At 59.9% G+C, this 19,665-nt stretch carries 22 protein-coding genes; 13 read left to right on the top strand and 9 right to left on the bottom strand.

What is annotated here, in order from left to right; genetic code table 11:
• Positions 1-14 precede the first annotated feature (14 nt).
• Positions 15-335 (top strand): thioredoxin, encoded by a 321-nt coding sequence (trxA, locus tag ACR0EF_RS10555; protein ID WP_093963876.1) that lies wholly within the window; start codon positions 15-17, stop codon positions 333-335.
• Positions 336-463: 128 nt separating this feature from the next.
• Here trxA and ACR0EF_RS10560 read toward each other — a convergent pair whose 3' ends face one another.
• The gene (locus ACR0EF_RS10560; protein ID WP_093963877.1) at positions 464-658 is read right to left on the bottom strand and encodes a DUF1127 domain-containing protein; all 195 of its coding nucleotides are present in this window, start codon (positions 656-658) and stop codon (positions 464-466) included.
• A gap of 195 nt (positions 659-853) precedes the next feature.
• Here ACR0EF_RS10560 and hslV point away from each other — a divergent pair, with 195 nt between their 5' ends.
• Positions 854-1,411 (top strand): ATP-dependent protease subunit HslV, encoded by a 558-nt coding sequence (gene hslV / locus ACR0EF_RS10565; protein ID WP_093963878.1) that lies wholly within the window; start codon positions 854-856, stop codon positions 1,409-1,411.
• A gap of 3 nt (positions 1,412-1,414) precedes the next feature.
• On the opposite strand, the gene ACR0EF_RS10570 is transcribed toward hslV, so the two are convergent.
• Positions 1,415-2,656 (bottom strand): MFS transporter, encoded by a 1,242-nt coding sequence (locus ACR0EF_RS10570; protein WP_170361080.1) that lies wholly within the window; start codon positions 2,654-2,656, stop codon positions 1,415-1,417.
• A gap of 200 nt (positions 2,657-2,856) precedes the next feature.
• Here ACR0EF_RS10570 and hslU point away from each other — a divergent pair, with 200 nt between their 5' ends.
• The 3 genes from hslU (at position 2,857) to ACR0EF_RS10585 (ending at position 6,580) form a co-directional block, all read left to right on the top strand.
• Positions 2,857-4,164 (top strand): ATP-dependent protease ATPase subunit HslU, encoded by a 1,308-nt coding sequence (gene hslU / locus ACR0EF_RS10575; protein WP_170370402.1) that lies wholly within the window; start codon positions 2,857-2,859, stop codon positions 4,162-4,164.
• Between the two features lie 101 nt (positions 4,165-4,265).
• Positions 4,266-5,363, top strand: coding sequence for an alpha/beta hydrolase (locus ACR0EF_RS10580; protein ID WP_170373141.1), 1,098 nt, complete (start codon positions 4,266-4,268; stop codon positions 5,361-5,363).
• Between the two features lie 71 nt (positions 5,364-5,434).
• On the top strand, positions 5,435-6,580 hold the full coding sequence (locus ACR0EF_RS10585) for an MFS transporter (RefSeq protein WP_170370400.1): 1,146 nt from the start codon (positions 5,435-5,437) through the stop codon (positions 6,578-6,580).
• Here the strand turns inward: ACR0EF_RS10585 and ACR0EF_RS10590 are convergent.
• The 3 genes from ACR0EF_RS10590 to ACR0EF_RS10600 are packed head-to-tail and all read right to left on the bottom strand — an operon-like array spanning position 6,577 to position 8,860.
• A complete protein-coding gene (locus ACR0EF_RS10590; protein ID WP_170363948.1) occupies positions 6,577-7,164 on the bottom strand; it encodes a Smr/MutS family protein in 588 nt (195 codons plus the stop codon). The genes ACR0EF_RS10585 and ACR0EF_RS10590 overlap by 4 nt on opposite strands.
• Positions 7,164-8,204: a murein transglycosylase A gene (gene mltA, locus ACR0EF_RS10595; RefSeq protein ID WP_170373142.1), complete on the bottom strand. Its 1,041-nt coding sequence runs from the start codon at positions 8,202-8,204 to the stop codon at positions 7,164-7,166. The genes ACR0EF_RS10590 and mltA overlap by 1 nt, the downstream gene beginning before the upstream one ends.
• Positions 8,201-8,860 carry a Tim44/TimA family putative adaptor protein gene (locus ACR0EF_RS10600; protein WP_170340666.1) on the bottom strand — a complete coding sequence of 220 codons (660 nt, stop codon included), beginning with the start codon at positions 8,858-8,860 and terminating at the stop codon, positions 8,201-8,203. Before ACR0EF_RS10600 ends, mltA begins: the two co-directional genes overlap by 4 nt.
• 108 nt (positions 8,861-8,968) lie before the next feature.
• On the opposite strand from ACR0EF_RS10600, the gene ACR0EF_RS10605 reads away from it, so the two are divergent.
• Together ACR0EF_RS10605 and secB are read left to right on the top strand one after the other, a co-directional pair.
• The gene (locus tag ACR0EF_RS10605; protein WP_170373143.1) at positions 8,969-9,463 is read left to right on the top strand and encodes an FxsA family protein; all 495 of its coding nucleotides are present in this window, start codon (positions 8,969-8,971) and stop codon (positions 9,461-9,463) included.
• Positions 9,464-9,517: 54 nt separating this feature from the next.
• The gene (gene secB, locus ACR0EF_RS10610; protein WP_170342607.1) at positions 9,518-10,018 is read left to right on the top strand and encodes a protein-export chaperone SecB; all 501 of its coding nucleotides are present in this window, start codon (positions 9,518-9,520) and stop codon (positions 10,016-10,018) included.
• A gap of 25 nt (positions 10,019-10,043) precedes the next feature.
• Here secB and dnaQ read toward each other — a convergent pair whose 3' ends face one another.
• The 4 genes from dnaQ to ACR0EF_RS10630 are packed head-to-tail and all read right to left on the bottom strand — an operon-like array spanning position 10,044 to position 12,778.
• The gene (gene dnaQ, locus ACR0EF_RS10615) at positions 10,044-10,766 is read right to left on the bottom strand and encodes a DNA polymerase III subunit epsilon (protein WP_170342610.1); all 723 of its coding nucleotides are present in this window, start codon (positions 10,764-10,766) and stop codon (positions 10,044-10,046) included.
• Complete coding sequence (coaE, locus tag ACR0EF_RS10620; RefSeq protein ID WP_170373144.1) at positions 10,759-11,352, bottom strand: dephospho-CoA kinase; 594 nt, start codon at positions 11,350-11,352, stop codon at positions 10,759-10,761. Before coaE ends, dnaQ begins: the two co-directional genes overlap by 8 nt.
• Complete coding sequence (locus ACR0EF_RS10625) at positions 11,349-12,182, bottom strand: shikimate dehydrogenase (protein ID WP_170370398.1); 834 nt, start codon at positions 12,180-12,182, stop codon at positions 11,349-11,351. The genes coaE and ACR0EF_RS10625 overlap by 4 nt, the downstream gene beginning before the upstream one ends.
• Positions 12,179-12,778, bottom strand: coding sequence for a Maf family protein (locus ACR0EF_RS10630; RefSeq protein ID WP_170373145.1), 600 nt, complete (start codon positions 12,776-12,778; stop codon positions 12,179-12,181). Before ACR0EF_RS10630 ends, ACR0EF_RS10625 begins: the two co-directional genes overlap by 4 nt.
• A 403-nt stretch (positions 12,779-13,181) precedes the next feature.
• Between ACR0EF_RS10630 and ACR0EF_RS10635 the strand changes: the two genes are divergently transcribed.
• The 6 genes from ACR0EF_RS10635 to ACR0EF_RS10660 all read left to right on the top strand — a co-directional run bounded on the left by ACR0EF_RS10635 (position 13,182) and on the right by ACR0EF_RS10660 (position 19,653).
• Positions 13,182-13,631 carry a CopD family protein gene (locus ACR0EF_RS10635; protein ID WP_170342619.1) on the top strand — a complete coding sequence of 150 codons (450 nt, stop codon included), beginning with the start codon at positions 13,182-13,184 and terminating at the stop codon, positions 13,629-13,631.
• 135 nt (positions 13,632-13,766) lie between these two features.
• Positions 13,767-15,038, top strand: coding sequence for a transcription termination factor Rho (gene rho / locus ACR0EF_RS10640; protein ID WP_170342621.1), 1,272 nt, complete (start codon positions 13,767-13,769; stop codon positions 15,036-15,038).
• 31 nt (positions 15,039-15,069) lie between these two features.
• Entirely contained in the window at positions 15,070-16,356 is a 1,287-nt protein-coding gene (mnmE, locus tag ACR0EF_RS10645) for a tRNA uridine-5-carboxymethylaminomethyl(34) synthesis GTPase MnmE (protein WP_170373146.1), read from the top strand.
• 3 nt (positions 16,357-16,359) lie between these two features.
• Positions 16,360-18,237: a tRNA uridine-5-carboxymethylaminomethyl(34) synthesis enzyme MnmG gene (mnmG, locus tag ACR0EF_RS10650; RefSeq protein WP_170373147.1), complete on the top strand. Its 1,878-nt coding sequence runs from the start codon at positions 16,360-16,362 to the stop codon at positions 18,235-18,237.
• Positions 18,234-18,857: a 16S rRNA (guanine(527)-N(7))-methyltransferase RsmG gene (gene rsmG / locus ACR0EF_RS10655; protein WP_170373148.1), complete on the top strand. Its 624-nt coding sequence runs from the start codon at positions 18,234-18,236 to the stop codon at positions 18,855-18,857. The genes mnmG and rsmG overlap by 4 nt, the downstream gene beginning before the upstream one ends.
• Positions 18,850-19,653, top strand: a complete 804-nt coding sequence (locus tag ACR0EF_RS10660; protein WP_315901682.1) for a ParA family protein — start codon at positions 18,850-18,852, stop codon at positions 19,651-19,653. Before rsmG ends, ACR0EF_RS10660 begins: the two co-directional genes overlap by 8 nt.
• The last annotated feature ends 12 nt before the right edge of the window (positions 19,654-19,665 follow it).

The following is a 19,665-nucleotide window of genomic DNA, read 5'->3' on the forward strand; positions in this document are numbered from 1 at the left end:
TCAGGAGACAGAATATGTCGACCGTAGCCGTAACCGACGAAACCTTTGACGCCGAAGTCAAGAACTCGGACGTCCCCGTCGTGGTGGATTTCTGGGCCGAGTGGTGCGGACCCTGCAAGCAGATCGGACCCGCTCTGGAAGAGCTGGCGGCCGAATATGGCGGCAAGGTCAAGATCGCCAAGGTCGACGTGGACAGCAACCCCAACTCGGCCGCAGCCATGGGTGTACGCGGTATTCCCGCGCTGTTCATCTTCAAGGACGGTCAGGTGGTTTCGAACCGCGCAGGCGCTGCCCCGAAGGCCGCTCTGCAAAGCTGGATCGACGAATCCATCTGATACCGAACGGAACTCAAGAAAGAAGGCGCTCCTCATCGGGCGCCTTTTTTGTGCATGGTCTGCGCAAAAAGAAAAAGCCGCCCGGAAATCCAAGCGGCCATTCGTCTTTAGTCGAATTCGGTCTGAATTCAGATCTTGGCGATATCTTCGCGGACCAGACCGATATCTTCCAGCTGGGCATCGCTCAGTTGCGACAGCAGCTTGCGGGTCTTGCGGGCGGTGTTCCATTCGGCGACAGCTTCGAAAGCGTGCGAGATGCCGTCCACTACACGCAGGATGGTAGCTGCTCCGAGCGGCGCATGGATGTTTGCGGTGGTTGCCATTTGCGCATTCCTTTTTTGAAACAGCCGACCCTGTGTCGGTTGTAAGCCTCATCTAGTCTTGCGACAGGCGACTCACAATTGCTGGTCCGGCAACCCCGTGATGCACGGATTGCATATCTTTTAGGCAGTTTGAGAACGGGTTGCGCGGATCGCGCCTCCGGCCCATATAGGGCATCAACGGATACGGAGGCTTGAATGGCGGAGAACGACTTTCCCGGTTGGCACGGCACCACGATCATCGGCGTCAAGAAAGGCGGCCAGATCGTCATCGCGGGTGACGGGCAGGTCAGCCTGGGCCAGACCGTGATCAAGGGCACCGCCCGCAAGGTGCGGCGCCTGTCGCCCGGCGGGTTCGAGATCGTCGCCGGGTTCGCCGGATCGACCGCCGACGCCTTCACACTGCTGGAACGGCTGGAAGCCAAGCTGGAGGCCACGCCCGGTCAACTGGCCCGCGCCTCGGTCGAACTGGCCAAGGACTGGCGCACCGACAAGTACCTGCAAAAGCTTGAGGCGATGCTGATCGTCACCGACGGCCGTGACCTGTTCGTGATCACCGGGGCCGGGGACGTGCTCGAGCCGGAACATGACGTGGCGGCGATCGGGTCGGGTGGCAACTTTGCCCTGGCAGCCGCGCGCGCGATGATGGACAGCGACAAGTCGGCCGAGGAGGTTGCCCGCGAGGCCATGGCAATTGCCGCCGACATCTGCGTCTACACCAACGGCAACCTGACGGTTGAGAGCATTTCGGGCTAGGGGTCAGGCCAGCAGGGCCGAAATCTCCTTGCCCTTCCACCGGCGGTGCATCCCGATCAGCCCCAGAATGGCCGAGGCGATCACGATGTAATAGGGCAGGCGGATATCGATGCTCATCAACCCGCCGCCGATCAGCGACATGATTCCACCGGCCAGGCAGAACACGGCCGTGGTTACGCCCATGACCCAGCCCTGATCCGCCTCGCTGACCGACGAGGAGAACAGGCCCAGAAGGGTCGGGTAGGCCACGCCAAACAGGAAATAGAACAGGAACACCGGCACATAGCTGAGCACGCCGCTGGGGCTGAAGGCAAAGGCAAAGCCGCAGATCACCATGACGATAAGCGAAACATATATGATGTTGTGCTTGCTGAAACGTTCTTGCGCGGGTTTCACGAGAAACGTACTTGAGAAGGCCAGCGCAACACCGATGACGACCATCGCCATACTGCCACCGATCACGCCGTAACCAAAAGCGCTGGTCAGGAAATTGTCCACAAACACGTAGAAGGTGACGTTCGCGATCATGAAGAACGCGTAGACGGGCAGGATCTTCAGAACCATGGGGTGGCCACGCACGGCGACGAGGCTGTCGGTTACGTCGCGTGGGCGAAAGACGAAGGGTTCGCGTTCGGTTCGAGTATCCTTGAAGAAGAACAGCACCAGCAGGATCGCGATAAGCACCAGGACAAACGCGCCGTAGAATGGGGTCTTGAGCGTGGCAACGCTGCCCAAAAGCGCCGCATCCGACAGGACCGCTCCGATGATCGGGCCGCCGACCAGGCCAAAGCTGACCCCTGTCACGATATAACCCATGTTCCGGTCACGATCGGCCGCATCCGTGCTGCCGTCGATCATGGCCGCCTGCGCAATGGGTTGGTTTCCGGCCGTGAACCCAGTGATCGACCGGCCCACGATCAGCAGGATCAGGCTGTTGAGATACAGCGCCGCAATCGTGATCGCATAGCCCGCCAGCGCGCCACCCAGACAGACCAGAAGTGCATTCTTGCGCCCGATGGAGTCCGAAACTTTCGAGACATAGACGACGCCCAGAAACCAGGACAGGAAGAAACACCCGATCACCAGACCGTAGTAGAAGTGACGGCTGCCCATTGGCGTGCTTTCCGGCAGAAAGCCCGATTTCGTCTCCATGATCAGCGAGTTGATGATCGGAAAAACCAGCCCTTGGCCGATCAGGTCCACGAACACCACGAACAGCAGGGTAATCTTGGCAATCTTGGACATTTCACTCTCCGGGTCCCGCGCACATTCCGCCAACCCTATCAGAGGACACCGAAATCTCCCAACACGGAGGTCAGGAAAGAATTGCATTGGCGCCGGGTCATTGTTAACCAACGCGGCCAAATGTGCGGTCTCGGTTGTTTTTGCCGACCCCGTGCTTACCTAAGCCGCAGCTGACTGCCGACCATCGAAAGGACTGCCCTGTGACCGACCTGACCCCGCGCGAGATCGTCTCGGAACTGGATCGTTTCATCATCGGGCAGAAGGATGCCAAGCGCGCTGTCGCCGTGGCCCTGCGCAACCGCTGGCGGCGCAAGCAGTTGCCGGATGACATCCGCGATGAGGTCTATCCCAAGAATATCCTGATGATCGGGCCCACCGGCGTGGGCAAAACCGAGATCAGCCGCCGCCTGGCCAAGCTGGCCCGCGCGCCTTTCATCAAGGTCGAAGCGACCAAATTCACCGAAGTCGGCTATGTCGGCCGCGATGTCGAACAGATCATCCGCGATCTGGCCGATGCCGCGATCATCCAGACCCGTGAATACATGCGCGAAGAGGTCAAAGCCAAGGCGCATCAGGCTGCCGAGGACCGCGTGATCGAGGCCATCGCCGGCTCGGACGCCCGCGAGAGCACCCGCGAGATGTTCCGCAAGAAGCTGAAATCCGGCGAGCTGGACGACACGGTGATCGAGCTTGAATTGGCCGATACGTCCAACCCGATGCCGATGTTCGACATTCCCGGCCAGCCGGGCGGTCAGATGGGCATGATGAACCTGGGCGACATTTTCGGCAAAGCTTTCGGCGGGCGCACCGTCAAGCGTCGCATGACCGTTGCCGAAAGCTATGACACCCTGATCGGGGAAGAGGCCGACAAGTTGCTGGATGACGAGGCCGTCACCCGCGCGGCGCTGGAATCGGTCGAGCAGAATGGAATCGTATTTCTGGACGAGATCGACAAGGTCTGCGCCCGGGCAGAAACCCGCGGCGGGGATGTCAGCCGCGAAGGCGTGCAGCGCGACCTGCTGCCGCTGATCGAAGGCACGACCGTCTCCACCAAGCATGGCCCGGTCAAGACCGACCACATTCTGTTCATCGCCAGCGGCGCGTTCCATATCGCCAAGCCTTCGGACCTGTTGCCGGAACTGCAGGGGCGTCTGCCGATCCGGGTGGAACTGCGCGCGCTGACCGAAGAGGATTTCGTGCGCATCCTGACCGAGACGGACAACGCGCTGACCCGCCAGTATACGGCTTTGATGGGCACCGAAAACGTTACCGTCAGCTTTACCGAGGACGGGATCGCCGCGCTAGCCCGGATCGCCGCCGAAGTGAACCAGAGCGTCGAGAATATCGGCGCCCGGCGCCTGTACACCGTGATGGAGCGCGTTTTCGAAGATCTGTCCTTTGTCGCGCCGGACCGTGCCGGCGCGGAAATCGTGGTCAACGCGGCCTTTGTGGATGAAAACCTTGGTGAGCTGACCAAATCCACGGACCTGAGCCGTTACGTTCTGTAACATGATCAGCCGGTTTTCGCCGGTTGATCCTGCGCAATTATCTGGACGCGTCGGCAGGTTACGCTATGCGTAGCACGTAACTGTTGGTCTGGGATCGATCCGTGCTGCGCTATCTGATCATTTTCGTCACGGTTTCCGTTTTGGGAGGCTGCGTTGATCGATCCATCTCGGTCACCTTGCCCGAAGCGTTGGACGTCGGAACGGCGCAGACCGTGTTCGCGGCCACCACCCGCGCACGCGAGGCCGACGGCTCGTACGGGTATCGTCGCACTGACCGCCTGCAATTCCTCGAAACCACCGTCTCGATCCCGCCGAACCACCGACCCGGGACGCTTGAGTTTTCCTATTCGGACCCGAACCCGAGCCGGCAGTTCGTTTTGGCCGGTGTGCGCGAATTTCCGACCGAGCAGGATCTGAAAGCGCGGCTGAACGGCGCCAAGGAAGTCACGATTTTTGTTCATGGCTACAACGCCACCCAGACCGAGACCGTTTTTCGTGCGGCTCAGTTGGCTCACGACATCGGCCTGCCTGGCAAGACGTTGGTCTATTCATGGCCCAGCCGGGGGGCCGGATCGGGCTATGCCTATGATCTGGACAGCATGCTGTTTGCCCGCGACGGGCTGCAACAAACCATCTCTACGCTGAAATCTCTGGGCGTCCCGCGCGTGCTGATCGTTGCGCACTCGATGGGAGGCGCGCTGACCATGGAGATGATGCGCCAGGCTGAGCTGCGCGAGCCAGGCTGGTCGCGGCGCAATCTGGAAGGTGTGTTGCTGATCTCGCCCGATCTCGACGTTGACGTGTTCCGGTCGCAAATGGCGGTGATCAAGTCTCCGCCCGAGCCATTCGTGATCATGGTCTCGCGCAAAGACAAGATCTTGAACGTGTCCGGACGCCTGCGCGGAACTGCCAAAGGCGAGCGGCTGGGCAACATCAACTCGACCGAGAAGCTGGCGCAGTACCCGGTCAGCATCATCGACACCACGGCCTTCAACAAGGATGCGGAGTCCTCGCATTTCGTGGCCGCCACATCTCCGGCACTTCTGTCGATCCTCAACGCGGCGGGCCGGGTCAGCAGGACCTTTGGCCGGGATCAGGGTGGCATTGATCTTCTGGTGCCGCCGGCCGTGCGAAACGATGCCGGCGCGACTGAGGTTGTTCTGACCGAAACCGGGCAGGTGCGGGTCAGCACTCCGTGATTGCGCGCGGGGTCCGCCTTTTCCTTGCGGACAATGCTCCGTGGTTGGGCGCGGGGGTCTTGCTGACCTTCATGTCCAGTTTCGGGCAGACTTTTTTCATTTCGATCTTCGCCGGGCAGATCCGGGCTGAGTTCGGCCTCAGCCACGGCGCATGGGGCGGTCTTTATTCATTGGGCACGACTGTTTCCGCGATTGTCATGATCTGGGCCGGAGGGCTGACCGATATCTATCGTGTCCGAGTGCTGGGCCCGGCTGTCCTGCTTGGGCTTGCGTGTGCCGCGCTGGCGATGGCGGTCAATCAGTGGGTGATCCTGTTGCCCGTGGTGATCTTTCTGCTGCGTCTGTTCGGCCAGGGCATGTGCAGCCACATTGCCATGGTTGCGATGGCCCGGTGGTTCACTGCCACGCGGGGCAGGGCACTCTCCATCGCAACGCTAGGATTTGCCGTCGGTGAGGCCCTGCTGCCCGTGCTGTTCGTCGCCGCCATGGCCTTTGTCGACTGGCATTTTCTTTGGGCGCTCTCCGCCGCCATCGCGTTGTTGGGAATACCGGCGTTAATGCGGATGCTGCGTCAAGAACGGACACCGCAAAGCCTGGCCCGGGAAACCAGCGCGACCGGGATGCTTGGGCGGCACTGGACCCGGCGCGAAACGTTGTTGAACCCGCTTTTCTGGTTCATGATGCCTGCGCTCATGGGGCCTTCGGCATTCATTACCGCGTTCTTCTTTCACCAGGTCCATCTGGCGCAGACCAAGGGCTGGGCCCATATCCAACTGGTTGCGTTGTTTCCGGTCTATACCGGGGTGTCGATCCTGGCGATGTTCGCCTCGGGCTGGGCGCTGGACAGATGGGGCACGGCGCGGATGATGCCGTTCTATCAGCTTCCGATGGCTGCCGGGTTTGCCCTGTTTGCCTTTGTCCAGACAATCCCCGGCGCCGTAGTCGGTTTGTCCTGTCTTGCCATTTCGGTCGGCGCCAACAGCACGCTGCCCGCCGCGTTCTGGGCCGAGTTCTACGGCACCCGTCACATCGGCGCGATCAAGGCGATGGCTGCCGCCGTCATGGTGCTGGGGTCTGCTGTCGGGCCCGGTCTGACTGGCGGGTTGATCGATCTGGGCGTGCCGCTCAGCGCGCAGTTCCTGTGGATCGCCTGGTTCTTCGTGGCAACTTGCGGCATAGTCTGGATCGGTGTTCACAGAGCCCGGCGGCTGCTTTAGCGGATCCGCCTCAGATACACGTAGTAAGCCCCATCACCGCCATGACTGATATGGGCCGGACTGACCTGAAGAACCGCTTGGGCCAAGGGCGGCAAGTTCAACCACTGAGGCACCTGGTTGCGCAGCACGCCGCGGGGCGTCGGGATCGGGCCGGGTTCGTCTCTGTCCTTGCCTTTGCCGGTGACCACCAGAACCAGTCGTTTTCCCGATGCCTGCGCCGACAGGATGAACCGGATCAAAGCAGGATGGGCCGTGTCGACCCGCATTCCGTGCAGATCCAGCTTACCTTCGGGCTTCAGCTTGCCGCGTTTCATCCGCGCAAAGGCCTTGCTGTCCATCTGTACGGGAGCGGCACGCAGGCTATCGCCGATTGCGGGCTTCAAGCTGTGGCCGCGCCCATTTGTCGGTGCATTCTGACCCAGTTCAAAGGCGTCTATCCGCGCTTTTGGGGTTTTTCGCGGCTTGGGTTTCGGCAATGTCGATGGGTGAACGGATTGGGGAATCTCCGGGTGCAGCCGCTCGGTCTGCCGGGTCACCTTGTGCCACAATTCAATCTCGTCTTCGGTCAGCTTGCGGCGGGTCATCAGAACTCATCCGGCAGCATGGCATAGGCGCGTTGGATCGGCAGCAGAACGATCATGCGGCCGGGATCCTTGAGCTGGCCCGCTGCCTGTCCTGCGGCGTCCCCGGTTCCGAAAAAGATGTCGGCCCGTTGTGCGCCCTTGATTGCCGAGCCGGTGTCCTGGGCGATCATCAAGCGCCGCAGCGGAGTCTTGCCGTCTTTTTCAACCCAGACCGGCGCACCCAACGGGGTATAGGCCGGGTCCACGGCGATGCTGCGCATTGCGGTGATCGACCGGTTCATTGCGCCCAAAGGCCCGCGGTCTGCAGCCACCCGCGAAACCTCGCGGAAAAAGACGTAGGACGGGTTGTGCATCAACAGCTCGGTCCCAATCTCGGGGTTCTTGCGCACCCAGGACTGGATCATCCGGGCGCTCACATCATGCGCACCCAGAATACCGCGCCGGACCAGCTCAACCCCAACCGACCGATAGGGGTGGCCGTTGGCCCCGCCATATCCGACACGCACCGAACTGCCATCCGGCAAACGGATGCGCCCCGAGCCTTGAATCTGCAGAAAAAACAACTCGACCGGGTCATCGACCCAGGCGATTTCCAAGCCGCGGCCCTTCATCACGCCACTGGTCAGCAACTCGCGCCGACTGAGCCATTGCCCAGCCGCCCGCGCCTCGGGCGGCATCTTGTAGACCGGGTATCTGTAGGTTTCAGTCCGCGTCCGCGAGCCGTTCAATTCCGGTTCAAAATATCCGGTGAACAGCGGGGCCTTTTCATCCTCGATCAGGATGGGCCGGAAGAACAGTTCGAAAAAGGCGCGCGCGGCATCGGGCTCGTATGTCCGTGCGGCTGCACACAACGAACGCCAGTCCGGATCGTCCAGATCCCCGCAAGTGTCCAGAAAAACGGACAAAGCCGCGCCGTGGTCATCCTCGGCCCAGCCATCAAGGTCAGCAAATGACAGGATGGATCGCGTCGCCTCAGCTCCGGCGGCATTGGCGGCGGTCAGAACCGCCACCAGCATCAGCGACCGGAGCGTTCCGATCATGCGTCCGTGGCGACAAGCAGCCAGTTCGGATCATCCGCGCCCATGACGCGAGCAAAAGTCCAGCTGTCCTTTTGGCGCTTGATCGTGTTGGGGCTGCCTTCGATGATGTCACCGCCCCGGTCACGCACGACCGACGTCAGCTCGCCGACGAACCGCACAGTGATCTCGGCGCGGTTTGAATCCTTGTCGAATTGTGCATCCACCAGGCCCATCTCACGCACACCGATGAACTCGGCCTCGATCGTCAGGCCCTTGTCCTCGCGATCGGCGACAACCGACACGAAGGTTTCGAAAACTTCCTCGGACAGGAAGGGCTGGATTTCATCCAGATTGCCCCGCTCGAACCCCATGACGATCAGCTCATAGGCGCCACGGGCGCCCTGCAGAAACTCGCTGACCGAAAAGCTGGGCTCGACTCGCTTCATTGCGGCCAGCGTCTGCGCCAATTCGCTGTCTTCGGGCACATGGTCGGTAATGTCACGATCCGGACCGCCGTCGATCACTTCGAAATCACGACGCGACTTCCCGGTGTCGGGTTGCTGCGGCACCGGTGGTTTTTCAAAGCCTTCGCGCGTGCCCAGCACGCTTCTGAGACGCAGGATCAGGAAGATGGCTATGCCAGCCAGCACCAGAAGCTGGATCAGGGGTGAATTCATTTCGTCCTCTTTTCAGCACCGAGACTTTGTACACGCGGCCTCGTGCCACTATGTAGGTGACAGTTGGTGGCAAGTCCACAGCCCGGCCTGTGGGAAAGGATAGCGCATATGTATCTGTTCTTGGCATTTTTATTGGTGCCGATCATCGAAATCGCCCTTTTTATCCAGGTCGGCGGTCTGATCGGCCTGTGGCCGACGCTGGCAATCGTGGTTTTGACCGCCGTTCTGGGTACCGCGATGGTGCGGACACAAGGTCGCATGGCGATGGGTCAGCTGCAGCGCGCCTTTTCCGAACTGGACGACCCGACCGAACCGCTGGCCAATGGTGCAATGATCCTGCTGTCGGGCGTTCTGCTGATGACTCCTGGGTTCTTCACCGACGCAATCGGCTTTGCGCTGCTGGTTCCCGGGGTGCGGGCCGCGGTTTTTCGGTATCTCAAATCACGGGTCACGATTGCCCAGTTCCAGATGGGTCCCGGCCCGCAATATGGGGCGGCGCGCGATCCGTTCGGTGGGGATGACATCATAGACGGAGAGTATTCGGAAGTGCGCACAAAACCCGCACAACCGTCGAAATGGGTGGAAGGGCCGCACCAGCATTGAGGTGCCCGGCCCAACTTGATAAGCAGTGGCGAATTAAAATTTTGGAGCGGATCCATGACCGAAGAAACCGCCGCCGGCACAACCGAGCCCCAGGCAGCCCCCCAAATCCAGATGCGCATTCTGGGACAGTTCATCCGGGACATGTCCTTTGAAAACGTGATGGCGCAAAAAGGCGTCTCGGGCGACGTGCAGCCCGAGATCTCAGTCCAAGTGAACCTGGATGCGAAAAAGCGCTCGGCCGACCACCAATACGAGGTGTCGATCAAGCTGAACCTCAAGTCCAAGGCCAAGGGTCTGGAGGACATCCTGTTCCTGTGCGAGATCGATTATTGCGGCCTGTTCCACGTGGAAGGCGTGCCGAATGATCAGTTGCACCCGTTCCTGATGATCGAATGCCCGCGGATGCTGTTCCCTTACCTGCGCCGCATCGTCAGCGACATCACCCGCGACGGTGGCTACCCGCCGGTCAATCTGGACAACATCGATTTCGTCGGTCTGTACCGCAACGAGTTGATGCGCCGTCAGGCCGAGGCGTCCGACAAGACCGAGGCGTGATCAGGCAACCCGCATCTGACCCGGGTCAGGTGCGGGACCACAGGGCGTTTTCGCCCAGCTTTTCGACAAATGCATCATGCGCAGCACGCTCATCCTCGGTAATCCGGGGCTGCAGTGGGTTCGGCCGTGGACCGGGGCGCCAGATGTCGCCACCGGTTGAGCTTTCAGCAGACGCCGAAGACAGGCCAAAATCAGGTTGGCGTCCGCCGATCAGCTCCAGATAGACTTCTGCCAGGATTTCCGAGTCAAGCAGCGCACCGTGCAGAACCCGGTTCGAGTTGTCGATGTTGAACCGGCGGCACAGCGCATCCAGCGAGGCGGGCGAGCCGGGAAACCGCTTGCGCGCGATCGCCAGCGTGTCCAGCGCCTGCTCCATCGGGATCGGGGGCAGGCCCATCCATCCCAACTCGGCATTGAGGAACTTCATGTCGAATGACGCGTTGTGGATCACCAGCCGTGCATCCCCCACGAAATCGCGGAAGGCCTGCCCGACCTTCGCAAAGACAGGTTTGTCCTTCAGGGTGATCTGGCCCGGTTCGGCAGGTTGCGGCGGCTCCAGCAGGTCAGGGCCGATGCCGTGCACGCCGAAAGCCTCGGCCGGCATCGAACGTTCAGGGTTGATATAAACGTGATAGGTCTCGCCCGTGGCGACATGGTTCCACAGCTCGATAGCCCCGATCTCGACGATCCGGTCGCCGCTTTCGGGATCGAATCCGGTGGTTTCCGTATCCAGTACGATTTCACGCATCTGTCAGTCCTGCCCTGATCTGCCTGACCACATCCTGCACCTGTGCGCGGGCATGGTCCAGAGTGTCGGTGACGATCACGAAATCCGCCCGCGCGCATTTTTCGTCATTCGGCATCTGCTTGGCGCGGATCTGCTCGAACTGCGCCTCGGTCATCGTGCCCCGTGCCATGACACGGCGCTTCTGCTCGTCCGGGGGGATCGAAACGCAGGCCACCGCATCCATCTGCGCGTCGCCGCCGGTTTCGAAAAGCAATGGGATGTCAAAGACAAGGATGTCCGACTTGGCCGCCTGTCGAAACGCCTCGCGATCCTGGGCCACCAGCGGGTGCACGATGACTTCGATCCGTTTCAAGGCGGTCGGATCGGCGCCGATGATCCGTTTCAGCGCGTCACGGCTGACGGCCCCATCCTCGATCGCGTCGGGAAATGCCGCGCGGATCGGCGCGACCGCCGCACCGCCTTCCGCATACAGCCGATGCACCGCGGCGTCGGCATCCCACACGGCGCAACCTTCCTGCGCGAACAGGTCGGCGGTGGTGCTTTTGCCCATGCCGATCGACCCGGTCAGACCCAGCGCAAAGCTCATGCCAGAACCGCTGCGCGGGTTTCTTCCGTAACCTCGGGGCGCAGGCCGAACCACCGCTCGAACCCCGGGACCGCCTGGTGCAGCAACATGCCCAGCCCATCGACGACCGTACAGCCGGCAGCCTCGGCCTGTTCCAGAAGGCGGGTTTTCATCGGCGTGTAGACCAGATCAGTCACCACCGTTCCCGGCTGCAGCCCGTCCAGCGGGACGCGCAGCTCGGGCTGACCCTGCATGCCCAGTGACGTTGTGTTCACCACCAGTTCGGCGTTTTCGATCACGTTTCCGGCCTGGACCCAATCGACCACGGTGATGCGCTGACCAAATTCCTCTTTCAGGTGATCGGCGCGCGACCGCGTGCGGTTGGTCAGCAGAATCTCGGGTACGCCGGCCTCGGCCAGCGCCTGCAGCACCGCCCGCGCAGCACCGCCCGCGCCGAATACCACAGCCGGACCATCCTGCGGCACCCAATCCGGCGCGCCCGCGCGAAGGTTCTGCATGAACCCGTACCCGTCGGTATTGTCCGCGTGGATCGAGCCATCGGCCCGGAACACCAGCGTATTCGCCGCCCCGATCACCGAGGCGCGGTCCGACACGTGATCGGCCAGGCGCAACGCGGCCTCTTTGTGCGGAACGGTGACATTGGTCCCGACGAACCCGGCCTTGGGCAAGCTGCGCAGGACCGTTTCAAGATCTGCGGGCGCAACATCCATCGGCACATAATGGCCCGGCAAACCATAGGTCTTCAGCCAATAGCCATGCAGCGCGGGCGATCGGGAATGGGCAATCGGGTGTCCGATCACTCCGGCCAGTGGAATGCGGTTGTCGGTCATTGTTCGATCACCCCTCGGACCGCTAGAAAATTGAGCAGCTCCAGCAGGGGCATACCCAAGACGTTAAAATAGTCGCCGTCAATGCTGCTGAACAGGCGCACACCTTCTTCTTCCAGCTTGTAGGCCCCGACCGCGTGGCGAATGCTGTCCCAGTTGCGCGCGACATAGCCCTTCAGATAGGCATCCGAACTGGCGCGCATCCGCAACCGCACCTGCCCGACATGGCGCCAGACCGGTTCGCCATTCTGATAGATCACCGCCGCGGACAGCAGCATGTGACGCTTGCCGCGCATCGCCTTCAATTGCGACAGCGCTTCTTCGGGCGTTTCGGGCTTGGACAGCAGACGTCCGTCGAAATCCAGAACCTGGTCACAGCCCAGAACCATCGCCCCGGGCGTCTTGTCACTGATCTTGCGCGCCTTGAGCTCGGCCAGTGCATCGGCGATGTCGCGGGGCGGGGCGCCCTCGGCCACAAGCGCGCGTTTGGCGGTATCCTCGTCCACGCGGGCGACCTGGACGGAAAACGGCACTCCGGCGTTCCGCAGCAACTGCGCGCGGATCTCGGACCCCGAGGCAAGAAAGATGGGGACAGTCATGTGGAAAACCCCGTGGGCAAGTGGATCATTGGTCTTGAACGGTTTGTATGGTTTTCCGGTTGACACGCAAGCCCGCGATTTAGGCCTGAAACTTCCCTGAGTCGCTCAAAGACTGTCCGGTCGGGACAAGGATAACTCGGGATCTTGGGACTTCCTATTCATCAAAAGATGTCCCTTGAGTTATCCCCAAGACAGGTCCGCGATGTATAGTTTAAATGCTTATTTTTATTATGTAAAAAATGAAATCACCAGAATCACCCAGTTTTGGAATTTATTCATCCACCTGGGGAAAACTGGCGGACAAAACAATAATCCACGGATTTTGCCCACCCTACAAAACCATCATCCTTTCTCTTTTCTATTTTTTTTATTAGGGAGGGTCCGACCAGTGCCGGGAAACCCGATGACCGATCTTCTCTTCACACTGTACCCTTGGGTGAAATCGCTGCACATCATGGCGGTGATCTCGTGGATGGCGGGGCTGTTCTATCTGCCACGTCTGTTCGTCTATCACGTCGAAAAGGCACAAGCCGTGGACGGTGCGCCCGAGATCTTCTTTGAAATGGAAGAAAAGCTGCTGCGCGTGATCATGCGACCGGCGATGATCGTGGCCTGGGTCTGCGGCCTCATCATGGTGTTCACTCCCGGCATCGTCGGGTGGGACTGGTCCTGGCCTTGGGTCAAGGGTGCTGCGGTGATCGGCATGACCTGGTTTCATCACTGGCTGATGGCCCGGCGCAAGGATTTCGTCGAAGGCCGCAATACGCTCACAGGGCGCCAGTACCGCATGATGAACGAGGTTCCGACCGTTTTGATGGTCATCATCGTTCTGGCGGTCATTCTGAAGTTCTGAGGGCCATTTCCGCACCGGTTTGACTCGGGCGGCGACCGGCCTTATGTAGGGATCAACCCATCCGTCCGGATGGCGCATCTTCCTGTTTGAAATTCAACGCTGTGCCGCACCCTTGCGGCCAAGGTCCGTATCATCATGACAATCGAATCCCTGAACCTGTCCGATCTGAAGGCGAAAAGCCCCAAAGACCTTCTGGCCATGGCCGAAGAGCTCGAGATCGAAAACGCCTCGACCATGCGCAAGGGCGAGATGATGTTCCAGATCCTGCGCGAACGCGCAGACGAGGGCTGGACCGTGGGCGGCGACGGCGTGCTTGAGGTGCTGCAGGACGGCTTCGGCTTTCTGCGCTCGCCCGAGGCGAACTATCTGCCCGGCCCGGACGACATCTATGTCTCGCCCGACATGATCCGCCAGCATTCGCTGCGCACCGGCGACACGGTCGAGGGTGAGATAAAGGCTCCGGACGAGAATGAGCGCTATTTTGCGCTGACGAAGGTGACCAAGATCAACTTCGAAGACCCGGAAAAGGCCAAGCACAAGATCCTGTTCGACAACCTGACGCCGCTCTATCCGGATGAGCGGTTGAAGATGGAGATCGAAGATCCGACCATCAAGGACAAATCCGCTCGTGTGATCGACTTGGTCGCGCCGATCGGCAAGGGCCAGCGGTCGCTGATCGTGGCGCCGCCGCGGACCGGTAAAACGGTGATCCTGCAGAACATCGCGCACTCGATCGAGCGCAACCACCCGGAATGCTACCTGATCGTCCTGCTGATCGACGAACGCCCCGAAGAGGTGACGGACATGCAGCGTTCGGTGAAGGGTGAGGTGGTATCCTCGACCTTTGATGAACCGGCGACCCGCCACGTCGCCGTGTCCGAGATGGTGATCGAAAAAGCCAAGCGCCTGGTCGAGCACAAACGAGATGTTGTTATTCTTCTCGACTCGATCACAAGACTTGGTAGAGCGTTCAACACCGTGGTGCCGTCCTCGGGCAAGGTTCTGACCGGTGGTGTGGACGCCAACGCGCTGCAGAGGCCCAAGCGGTTCTTCGGTGCGGCCCGGAACATCGAAGAGGGCGGTTCGCTGACCATCATCGCCACCGCGCTGATCGACACCGGCAGCCGGATGGACGAAGTGATCTTTGAAGAATTCAAGGGTACCGGTAACTCGGAGATCGTTCTGGATCGCAAGATCGCAGACAAGCGGGTGTTCCCGGCGATCGACATCCTCAAGTCCGGCACCCGGAAAGAGGACCTGCTGGTCGACAAGGGCGATCTGGCCAAAACCTTTGTTCTGCGCCGTATCCTCAACCCGATGGGCACAACCGACGCGATCGAGTTCCTGTTGTCCAAGTTGAAACAGACCAAGACCAATTCCGAGTTCTTCGACTCGATGAATACCTGATACGGTCTTGTAACCGACGCGAGGCCTTCGAATGGATACGATATTCGCCTTGGCCAGCGCGCAAGGCAAGGCAGGGGTTGCTGTGATCCGCCTGTCAGGACCGCAGTCGCACCAAGCGGCCAAGGTTCTGTCGGGTGGAGATTTGCCGTTGCGTGGCATGTGCCTGCGTGAGTTGCGGGCACCTGACGGGTCGCGCCTGGATGACGGGCTGGTTCTGACCTTCCACGGTCCATCCAGCTTTACCGGCGAAGATGTGGCCGAGCTGCAGATCCATGGCAGCGCGGCTTCGGTCAACGCGGTTCTGCGCGTCTTGTCCGAAATGCCGGATCTGCGACTGGCTGAGCCGGGCGAGTTCACCCGGCGTGCTCTTGAAAACGGGAAGATGGACCTTGCCCAGGTCGAAGGCTTGGCCGATCTGATCGACGCAGAGACCGATGCACAGCGCAAGCAGGCTCAGACCATCCTGGCCGGCGAATTGGGCGACTTGGCGGAACGGTGGCGGCGGGATTTGATCCGGGCGGCCTCATTGCTGGAGGCCGTCATTGATTTTGCCGATGAAGACGTGCCAACGGATGTGTCACCCGAAGTCCGATCGCTTGTGACTGCTGTCATGGCGGATCTGGAGCGGGAGGCGAAGGGCGTGAGGATTGCCGAGCGGATTCGCACCGGCTTTGAAGTGGCTATTGTCGGCCCACCGAACGCGGGCAAGTCGACCTTGCTGAATGCGCTTGCGGGCCGGGAGGCGGCAATTACTTCGGAATATGCTGGCACCACCCGCGATATTATCGAGGTGCGGATGGACCTGGCAGGCTTGCCGGTCACGTTGCTGGATACGGCCGGGTTGCGCGAAACAGAGGACCACGTAGAGGGTCTTGGGATCGCTCTGGCCAGAAAGCGGGCGGAAAATGCCGACCTTCGCGTTTTTCTGACCGAGGACCCGGAAGCGTTGGGAATCGGTATGCAATCCGGCGACATCCAGGTTCTGCCGAAGTCCGACCTTCGTTCAGATGGGACCGAGGGTGTGTCGGGGAAGACAGGTCAGGGAATAGACCGCCTGATCCACAACATATCGGTAGTCTTGCGAGAGCGAACCGCAAGTTCTGGTATTGCCACCCGGGAACGCCATCGTGTTGCAATGCTGAAATCCTCGACCGCTCTGTCCGAAGCACTCAGAGTTCTGGATTCCGGCCCGGACCTGTACGATATTGCAGCAGAAGAGCTGCGGATCGCCATCCGCGCGTTGGAGTCTTTGGTCGGCCGAGTAGATGTGGAAAATCTGCTGGACGAAATATTCGCCAGCTTTTGTTTGGGTAAATGAGGAGTGTTTCACGTGAAACATTCGGAGTTGGACGTCGTCGTTATCGGAGCGGGGCATGCGGGGGCCGAGGCGGCCCATGCCGCGGCCCGGATGGGTGCGCAGACAGCTTTGGTGACACTTTCGGAAACCGACATCGGTGTCATGTCGTGCAATCCGGCGATCGGTGGACTTGGAAAAGGCCACTTGGTTCGTGAGATCGACGCCCTGGACGGCGTTATGGGGCGGGTTGCAGACCGGGCGGGAATCCAGTTCCGCCTTCTGAATCGCCGTAAAGGGCCCGCCGTTCAAGGGCCTCGTGCGCAGGCCGACCGTGCGCTGTACCGGGCTGCAATGCAACAGGAAACAAAGGCGCGCAAGAACCTCGAAGTCATTACAGGAGAAGTCATAGATTTCCGAATGGCCGGTCATCGCGTTGCCGGGGTGGTTCTGTCCGACGGATCTGAAATCACTGCGAAATCGGTGATTCTGACCTCGGGAACGTTTCTGCGGGGCGTGATTCATATCGGCGATGTTCAGAGGCCCGGAGGCCGCATGGGCGACAGGCCGTCTGTACGACTGGCTGAGCGGTTGGATAGCTATGACCTGCCGATGGCGCGGCTGAAAACAGGAACGCCTCCTCGACTTGATGGACGCACGATCGACTGGGACGGATTGGAACGGCAGGACGGTGATGATGACCCGACCATGTTCTCATTCTTGTCCAAAACACCGGTGGCGCCGCAGATATCTTGCGGCATCACTCACACGAACGCGCAAACCCATGAAATCATCGAGAAGAACCTGAGCCGCTCTGCGATGTATGGGGGGCATATCGAGGGAGTGGGGCCGCGATATTGCCCTTCGATCGAAGACAAGATCGTTCGGTTTGCGGATAAGGACTCTCACCAGATTTTTCTGGAGCCTGAGGGCGTCAATGATCACACGGTGTATCCAAACGGGATTTCGACTTCGCTGCCGCAGGATGTCCAAGTCGAGTATGTTCGATCCATCAAAGGCCTTGAGTCGGCAGAAATCCTGCAGCCGGGCTACGCCATTGAATACGACTATGTGGACCCGCGTGTGTTGAGCGCGTCCCTGGCCTTGCCGGAGATCCCGGGGCTATATCTTGCAGGGCAGATCAATGGAACCACAGGATATGAGGAGGCGGCTGCTCAGGGCCTGATCGCGGGCCTGAATGCCGCGTTGGAAGTTCAAGGGCGAGATGCGATTCATTTTACTCGAGCCAATAGCTATATTGGTGTCATGATTGACGATCTGACCACACGGGGTGTAGCGGAACCGTATCGGATGTTTACCTCGCGCGCCGAATTCCGTCTGTCCTTGCGCGCGGACAATGCGGATCAACGCCTTACGCCGAAAGGCCTGGAAATTGGGTGTATATCGGATCACCGTCGCTTGGCTTTTGAAACCAAAATGGAAAGGCTGGGTGCTGTGAAGTCAGTACTGACCGAACGGACCTTTACGCCCAAGGAAATCCGCACAGCTGGCATCGAAGTAAATCAGGATGGTAACCGCAGGGACGGAATGGCAATCTTGGCGTTTCCGAACGTTTGCTTCGAGGACCTTGTGCCGCTGATCCAGCAGCTGGAGGATGTCGACCAAGACACCCGTCGGCAGATCGAAAGGGACGCGCTGTACGCCAATTACATAGCTCGGCAACAACGAGACGTCGAAGCCATGAAGCGCGACGAAACCCATGCCATACCCGCGGATTTTGACTATTCCTCGCTCACAGGTCTTTCGAATGAGTTGAAGCAGAAGCTGTCAGCCGCGCGACCGGCGAACATTGCCCAGGCGAGTCGCGTGGAGGGTGTTACGCCTGCTGCTTTGACCTTGGTACTGGCAAAACTCAGAAGCAGTCAGAGAGCAAAAAAGGCATGAACGGCGACTCGTGCGCTTCGCCCGATGGCTTGAATGTTTCACGTGAAACATTCGAAAAGCTGTCAGTCTTTGTCGATCTTCTGCGGAAGTGGAATCCAAAGATTAACTTGGTTTCGCGCAGCACTCTGCCAGAAGTCTGGTCGCGGCACGTAAAGGATTCGATCCAGGTCTTTCATTTGGTTGAGCCGAAGAATCACTGGGTCGATCTGGGAAGCGGTGGAGGATTTCCGGGGCTGGTCTGCGCGATACTGGCCTCTGAAGCTTCGCCTGAGACGGAATTTACCCTAGTTGAGAGCGATCAGAGAAAATCGGCGTTTTTGCGCACCGTCATCCGTGAAACCAAGGCCAACTGCTCGGTGATTTCAAAGCGGATTGAGGCTGTTGATCCCTTGGGCGCTGATGTCCTCTCCGCAAGGGCGCTCGCAGACCTGACGACGTTATTGTCATTTTGTGACAGGCATTTAAAGGAAGATGGAGTGGCCGTGTTTCCCAAAGGTGCCACCTGGAAAAAAGAAATCGACGCGGCACAACGGGAATGGAATTTCACCACGGAGACGGCTAATAGTTTAACTGACCCCCAGGCTGTCATCCTGAAGATCAAAGGAGTCTCACGTGGTTGATCTGTCGCGCCCTGCAGGACCTCGTATCATGGCGGTTGCCAATCAGAAGGGTGGGGTTGGCAAGACCACGACAGCGATCAATCTGGCGGCGGGTTTGGCCGAGGCGGGATGCAAGGTTCTGGTCGTGGATCTGGACCCGCAGGGAAATGCGTCCACCGGGCTTGGAGTCGAGGATCGTGATTGGACCACGTATGATTTGATCTTGGACGAGGCGCCCTTGGAGGCTGTCGTACAGGAAACCGAAATCGAAAACCTCAGTATCGTTCCGGCCACGGTTGACCTCAGCTCGGCAGATATTGAGCTGATCTCGAATGAAAAACGCAGCTACTTGCTGCACGACGCGCTCAGGCAACCGGCGATCGACAAATTCGGTTTTGACTTCGTTCTGATCGACTGCCCGCCGTCCCTCAATCTGCTGACAGTCAACGCAATGGTGGCGGCGCATTCGGTGTTGGTTCCGTTGCAAAGCGAGTTCTTTGCGCTGGAAGGCCTTTCGCAACTGATGCTGACGATCCGAGAGGTTCGCCAGTCCGCGAATCCAGACCTCAGAATCGAAGGTATTGTGTTGACTATGTATGACAACCGCAACAACTTGTCCCGGCAGGTCGAAAAGGATGCGCGTGACAATCTGGGAGAGATGGTATTTAAAACCAAGATACCCAGAAATGTCCGGGTCAGCGAAGCGCCGTCATTTGCACTTCCGGTCCTTCAATATGACTCGGGGTCTCTGGGGGCGATGGCGTACCGGCATCTGGCACGCGAAATCATGCAAAAGAACAAGAAAGTGGCTGCCTGAGCGGCTGTCAGG

Source organism: Ruegeria sp. CG8, assembly GCF_056537165.1.